Source organism: Pseudomonas sp. 05N434, from assembly GCF_056396965.1.
Genome location: NZ_JBFTMK010000325.1, coordinates 1 through 5,731, shown reverse-complemented (window position 1 = coordinate 5,731; position 5,731 = coordinate 1). Strand labels below are relative to the sequence as shown.

Here is a 5,731-nt window from a genome sequence, read left to right as displayed (position 1 = left end):
ATCCAAAACAACGCTCTGCCAACCCCGCGCAAACCGCTGGACCTGCGACGCTTTCTCGATGACTGGGTAATGCTGCTGGCGGCCGTCGGGATCTTCGTGCTCTGCACCTTGCTGATCGACAACTTCCTGTCGCCGCTGAACATGCGCGGTCTGGGCCTGGCGATTTCCACCACCGGGATTGCCGCCTGCACCATGTTGTATTGCCTGGCGTCGGGGCACTTCGACTTGTCCGTGGGCTCGGTGATTGCCTGCGCCGGCGTGGTCGCGGCGGTGGTGATGCGCGACACCAACAGCGTGTTCCTCGGCGTCAGTGCGGCGCTGGTGATGGGGCTGATTGTCGGGCTGATCAACGGGATCGTGATCGCCAAGCTGCGGGTCAATGCGTTGATCACCACGCTGGCGACCATGCAGATTGTTCGTGGCCTGGCTTACATCTTTGCCAACGGCAAAGCGGTGGGCGTGTCCCAGGAGTCGTTTTTCGTCTTCGGTAATGGCCAGTTATTCGGTGTGCCGGTGCCGATTTTGATCACCATCGTTTGCTTCCTGTTTTTCGGCTGGCTGCTGAATTACACCACCTACGGGCGCAACACCATGGCCATCGGTGGCAACCAGGAAGCGGCGTTGCTGGCTGGGGTAAACGTTGACCGAACCAAGATCATCATCTTCGCCGTGCACGGGGTGATTGGTGCATTGGCCGGGGTGATTCTGGCGTCGCGCATGACCTCGGGTCAGCCGATGATTGGCCAGGGTTTCGAGCTGACAGTGATCTCGGCCTGCGTGTTGGGCGGGGTGTCGCTGAGTGGCGGGATCGGGATGATTCGGCATGTGATTGCCGGAGTGCTGATTCTGGCGATCATCGAGAATGCGATGAACCTGAAGAACATCGATACCTTCTATCAGTACGTGATTCGCGGTTCGATCCTGTTGCTGGCGGTTGTGATCGACCGACTGAAACAACGCTGATTTTCCCGGGGGAGCGGGATGCCCGGCACATGGATACTGGATGTGCCGACGCCTTCGCGGGCAAGCCTCGCTCCTACAGTACCGTGCAGATCCCCCTGTAGGAGCGAGGCTTGCCCGCGAAAGCGGTCTGTCTGCCACACAATCCAGCCACAAAATATCCCTTGCTCGCCCTAATCCCTTTCGGTTATCACTTTGTACATGGTTAGACAGGTACGATTTGACAAGAAACAACGGATTATCGATGAGCTTGTCCGGCGCATCGAAAGCGGCCTCATGGAGGACGGCTTGCTATTGCCGGGTGAACATCAGTTGGCTCAAGAATTCAAGGTCAGCCGCGGCACGCTGCGTGAAGCCCTGGCCGAACTGAAGCGGCGTCACTACATCACCACGCAAAGCGGAGTCGGTTCCATCGTTACTTACGACGGCGTAGTGCTCGATCAGAGCAGCGGCTGGGCCCAGGCACTGGCGGACAGCGGGGCGTTGATCAATACCGAAGTGCTGCGACTGGAGGCGGTGACCCGTCCTGACCTGCTGTCGCGGTTCGGCACCGATCAATTCATCACCCTCGACCGTCGCCGGCGCGCCACCGACGGTACGCTGGTGTCTCTGGAACGCGCGTTAATGCCCGCGACCGGAGGCCTGGAAGGCCTGCCGCGAGTGGGACTGATTGATAACTCCCTGACCATCACGTTGGCTGCCTACGGCTATGTCGGCGAGCACGGCGATCAGTGGATCGGTGCCGAACCCTTGAACGCCGAAGACGCCGAACTGCTCGGGCGCCCGGTCGGCACGGTGTTCCTCAAGGCCCTGCGCACCACCTACGACCGTCAGAACCGTTTCATGGAGCAGGTCGAAAGCCTGCTCGATCCGGTGCACTTTCGTCTGCACTTGCAGTTTGGAGCTCCAAAGTGACCGCGCTCAACCGTGCCCTCGGCGCGTTCTATGGACTGGCCCTGGGCGATGCGCTGGGCATGCCGACCCAATCCCTGAGCCGCGCCGACATCAAGGCGCGCTTCGTTGAAATCACCGATCTGCAAGACGCCGGCCCCGATCAACCGATTGCCGCGAACCTGCCCAAAGGTTCTATCACCGACGATACCGAGCAGGCGATTCTGGTCGCTCGGTTGTTGATCGAGAGCGAGGGCCGGATCGAACCGGCGGTACTGGCCCAACGATTGATCGAATGGGAAGCCGGGATGCAGGCCAAGGGCTCGCAAGACTTGCTCGGCCCTTCGACCAAACGCGCGATCGAAATGATCCTCGCCGGCCACTCGCTGGAAGAGGCCGGGCGCCACGGCACCACCAATGGCGCGGCGATGCGCATCACCCCGGTGGGGATTGCGGCCGATGTCGCCGATCCTGAGCGTTTCATCCGCTCCGTGGTGCAAGCCTGTCAGGTGACCCACAACACCACGCTGGGGATTGCCAGTGCGGCGGCGGTGGCGGCAGTGGTTTCCGCCGGGATCAACGGCATGGACCTGGGCGAGGCGTTGAACCTTGGCCAGCAATTCGCGCAGCAGGCAGAAAGTCACGGCCACTGGGTCGCCGGCGGGCGGATTGCCTCGCGCATCAGTTGGGCGCGGAGCATCGGCATCGACAGCGACAAGGCGTTGCTGGCGGATTTGCTGTACGACGTGATCGGCACTTCGGTGGCCTCACAGGAATCGGTGGTGGTGTCGTTTGCGCTGGCCCAGCAAGTGGCCATCGGCGAGATGACGGCCTTCGAAGCGCTGTGCATGGCCGCGAGCCTGGGCGGTGACACCGACACCATCGCGGCGATGCTCGGCGCCATGCTCGGGGCCTGTCTGGGGCTTGAGAGTTGGCCGGTGGCGATGATCGAGCAGGTTAAAGCGGTTAACTCGTTGGAGTTGGAACCGTTGGTAAAAGGACTGTTGGCTTTACGTTGACTGGACTGGCCCCATCGCGGGCTTGCCCGCGATGAACACGCCGCATACTTGAATTTTTCACCCGCAATGGAACGCACAAACACGGGCAGGACGGCCGGCTGTTGTTTTGTCCTCCGAGATTGCCCACACCATAACAATTGCAAGGAGCATTTTCATGAGTTCATCGAACGCCGGGCAAAGCGCCGGACAACTGGAAACCCGTGGTATCGAACCGGTGCCGGAAGGGGAGTGCAACGGTCATCCGCTGCAACTGTTCTGGGTCTGGTTTGCGGCCAACATTTCCATTCTCGGCTTGCCGTTGGGTGCCACGCTGGTGGCCTTTCGCGGCCTGGCGATCTGGCAAGCGATCATCGTCGCGATCCTTGGTGCCGCCGGCTCTTTCGCGGTGGTCGGGATCATCTCCATTGCCGGTCGTCGTGGCCGCGCACCGAGCCTGACACTGTCGCGAGCGATCTTCGGCGTACGTGGCAATATCGGCCCGACGCTGGTCTCGCTGATGTCGCGCCTGGGTTGGGAAACGGTCAATACCACCACCGCCGCGTTCGTCCTGCTGTCGCTGTGCTCGATAGTGTTCGGCTCGCCGGTGGAAGCCAAAAGCGCGCCGCTGCTGACCCTGGTGTTCATCGCGATTTTCGTGCTGCTGACGTTGTCGGTGTCCGGTCTCGGCCACGCCACATTGTTGGTGATCCAGAAATGGGCAACCTATGTGTTCGGTGCGCTGAATATCCTGGTCGGTGGTTTCCTCTGCGCGACCATCGATTGGAGCGCCGTATTCAATGCCACGCCAGCACCGCTGAGCGCGATGATCATCGGCATCGGCACCATGGCCGCCGGCACCGGGATCGGTTGGGCCAACGCCGGCGCGGACATGTCGCGCTACCAGCACCGCAGCGTCAAAGCGGTGCGCCTGGTGGCGTCGGCGGCGTTCGGTGCGGGGATTCCGCTGGTGCTGCTGATCACCCTTGGCGGTCTGCTGTCGGTGGGTAACAACGATCTGGCCTCGGCCACTGACCCGATTGTCGCGATCCGCGACATGCTGCCGAGCTGGATGGCGGTGCCGTACCTGATCACCGCGTTCGGCGGGCTACTGCTGTCGAACAACCTGTCGGTGTACTCCGCCGGGCTGACCACCTTGACCCTCGGTCTGAAGGTCAAGCGCGTGTACGCGGTGGTGGTCGATATCGTGGCGATCTTCGCCGGCTCGATCTACTTCATGCTGATCGCCGAGAGCTTCTACGGTCCGTTCATTACCTTCATTTCCTTGCTGGCGGTGCCCATCACGGCGTGGGTCGGGATCTTCGTGGTCGACCTGATCCATCGTCATTACTACAGCCCCAAGGACCTGCTGGACGTCAGCCCGAGCAGCGCCTACTGGTATCGCGGCGGCGTCGAGTGGCGTGCATTCGGTGCGTGGGCGGTGGCGATTGTGTTGGGTTTCAGCTTCACCACCATTGGCACCACTGAACAAGATGTCTGGTTCCGGGGCTTCCTGTCCGACTCATGGCTGGGCCACAACGGCTTGGGCTGGATCGTGACGTTCGTGGTGGCTGGCGGGATTTACTGGGTGCTCGGCGGCGCCAAGGACCGTCGTACCGCGTTGCTCGAGCCTGCGCATGTCTAGGCTGCTGCACACCGGCCAGGTCATCATCGACCTGGTCATGGCCGTGGATAGATTGCCTCATTCGGGCGGTGACGCGCTGGCGCAATCCGCCCGTTTCGAGGCGGGCGGCGGTTTCAATGTGATGGCCGCGGCCCGACGGAACGGCTTGCCGGTGGTTTACCTCGGGCGCCATGGCAACGGCCGTTTTGGTGATCTGGCCCGGGAGGCGATGGCGGCAGAAGGCATTCGGATCGGCATCGCTCACCGTGCTGAGCGCGACACCGGGTTGTGTGTCGCACTGACTGAAGCCTCGGCCGAACGTACGTTCATTTCCTACATCGGTGCCGAAGGCGAATTGACCGCCGAAGACCTGGCCAGTGTGCCGGCCGAGGCGGGCGACTTTGTCTATGTCAGCGGCTACAGCCTGCTGCATGCCGGCAAGGCTCAGGTGCTGGTGGATTGGGTGCTGGAGTTGCCGGACGGGATCAAAGTGGTATTCGATCCGGGACCGTTGGTGGATTCGCCGGACGCACCGCTGATGAAGGCCTTGCTGCCGCGCATCGATCTGTGGACCAGCAACCGTGTCGAGGCGCTTCGGTTTACCGGGACGTCGGACACTGCCGAGGCGTTGAATATTTTGGCGGATCAGTTGCCGACGGACGCCCTGATGGTGGTTCGCGATGGGCCGCAGGGTTGCTGGATCAACCAGCATGGCGACCGTCGGCAGGTGCCGGGATTCAAGGTCTCGGCCGTCGACAGCAACGGTGCGGGGGATGCCCATGCCGGGGTGTTTGTGGCCGGGTTGGCGCAGGGCTTGTCGGCGGCTGAAGCGGCACGGCGGGCGAACGCGGCAGCGGCGTTGGCGGTCACTCGTTGGGGGCCGGCGACTTCGCCGGGGGCGGTGGAGGTGGACGCGTTGATCCGCGAAACTTTCAGCGCCTGATCAGCCGCCATCGGCCCTCAAATTCACCCTTAATCCTGACTTTCAACCCGCCTTGCGCAACGCCTCGATCAACTCTTGCTTGCGCATGCTCGAGCGCCCCGGAATCTTCTTCGCCCGGGCTTCCCTCATCAGGCTGTCCACCGTCTGGGTATCGCGTGACGCCTTGCTGTTGCGCGGTTTGCCCTCACGGGTGGCGACTGCACGGCGGGCTGATTCCTTGCGATCGGCAGACTTGGCAGCGGCCGGTTTCTTGCGTCCCGAGCCGCCGGCGCGCTCACCGCCACCCGACTGCTTGTTTACCGTCGCCCAGGCGCGGGC

6 protein-coding genes are annotated in these 5,731 nt (G+C 62.4%); 5 read left to right on the top strand and 1 reads right to left on the bottom strand.

Going from position 1 to position 5,731, the window contains the following annotated elements; translation table 11 throughout:
- The 5 genes from araH (at nt 1) to AC1DLB_RS19410 (ending at nt 5,413) form a co-directional block, all read left to right on the top strand.
- On the top strand, nt 1–963 hold the full coding sequence (araH, locus tag AC1DLB_RS19430) for an L-arabinose ABC transporter permease AraH (RefSeq protein WP_477785469.1): 963 nt from the start codon (nt 1–3) through the stop codon (nt 961–963).
- 198 nt (nt 964–1,161) lie between these two features.
- Nucleotides 1,162–1,875 carry a GntR family transcriptional regulator gene (locus tag AC1DLB_RS19425; protein ID WP_138867004.1) on the top strand — a complete coding sequence of 238 codons (714 nt, stop codon included), beginning with the start codon at nt 1,162–1,164 and terminating at the stop codon, nt 1,873–1,875.
- Nucleotides 1,872–2,870 carry an ADP-ribosylglycohydrolase family protein gene (locus tag AC1DLB_RS19420; protein ID WP_477743479.1) on the top strand — a complete coding sequence of 333 codons (999 nt, stop codon included), beginning with the start codon at nt 1,872–1,874 and terminating at the stop codon, nt 2,868–2,870. Before AC1DLB_RS19425 ends, AC1DLB_RS19420 begins: the two co-directional genes overlap by 4 nt.
- 154 nt (nt 2,871–3,024) lie before the next feature.
- A complete protein-coding gene (locus tag AC1DLB_RS19415) occupies nt 3,025–4,491 on the top strand; it encodes a purine-cytosine permease family protein (protein ID WP_018926200.1) in 1,467 nt (488 codons plus the stop codon).
- A complete protein-coding gene (locus AC1DLB_RS19410) occupies nt 4,484–5,413 on the top strand; it encodes a PfkB family carbohydrate kinase (protein WP_477743478.1) in 930 nt (309 codons plus the stop codon). The genes AC1DLB_RS19415 and AC1DLB_RS19410 overlap by 8 nt, the downstream gene beginning before the upstream one ends.
- Nucleotides 5,414–5,455: 42 nt before the next feature.
- Here AC1DLB_RS19410 and AC1DLB_RS19405 read toward each other — a convergent pair.
- A partial coding sequence (locus AC1DLB_RS19405) for a Rho termination factor N-terminal domain-containing protein (protein WP_477785468.1) occupies nt 5,456–5,731 on the bottom strand: 276 nt, incomplete at its 5' end.

Coding starts and splice junctions, on each gene's coding strand:
- AC1DLB_RS19415 (WP_018926200.1), top strand. CDS start 3,025: ATGAGTTCATCGAACGCCGGGCAAAGCGCCGGACAACTGGAAACCCGT.
- AC1DLB_RS19410 (WP_477743478.1), top strand. CDS start 4,484: ATGTCTAGGCTGCTGCACACCGGCCAGGTCATCATCGACCTGGTCATG.
- AC1DLB_RS19425 (WP_138867004.1), top strand. CDS start 1,162: ATGGTTAGACAGGTACGATTTGACAAGAAACAACGGATTATCGATGAG.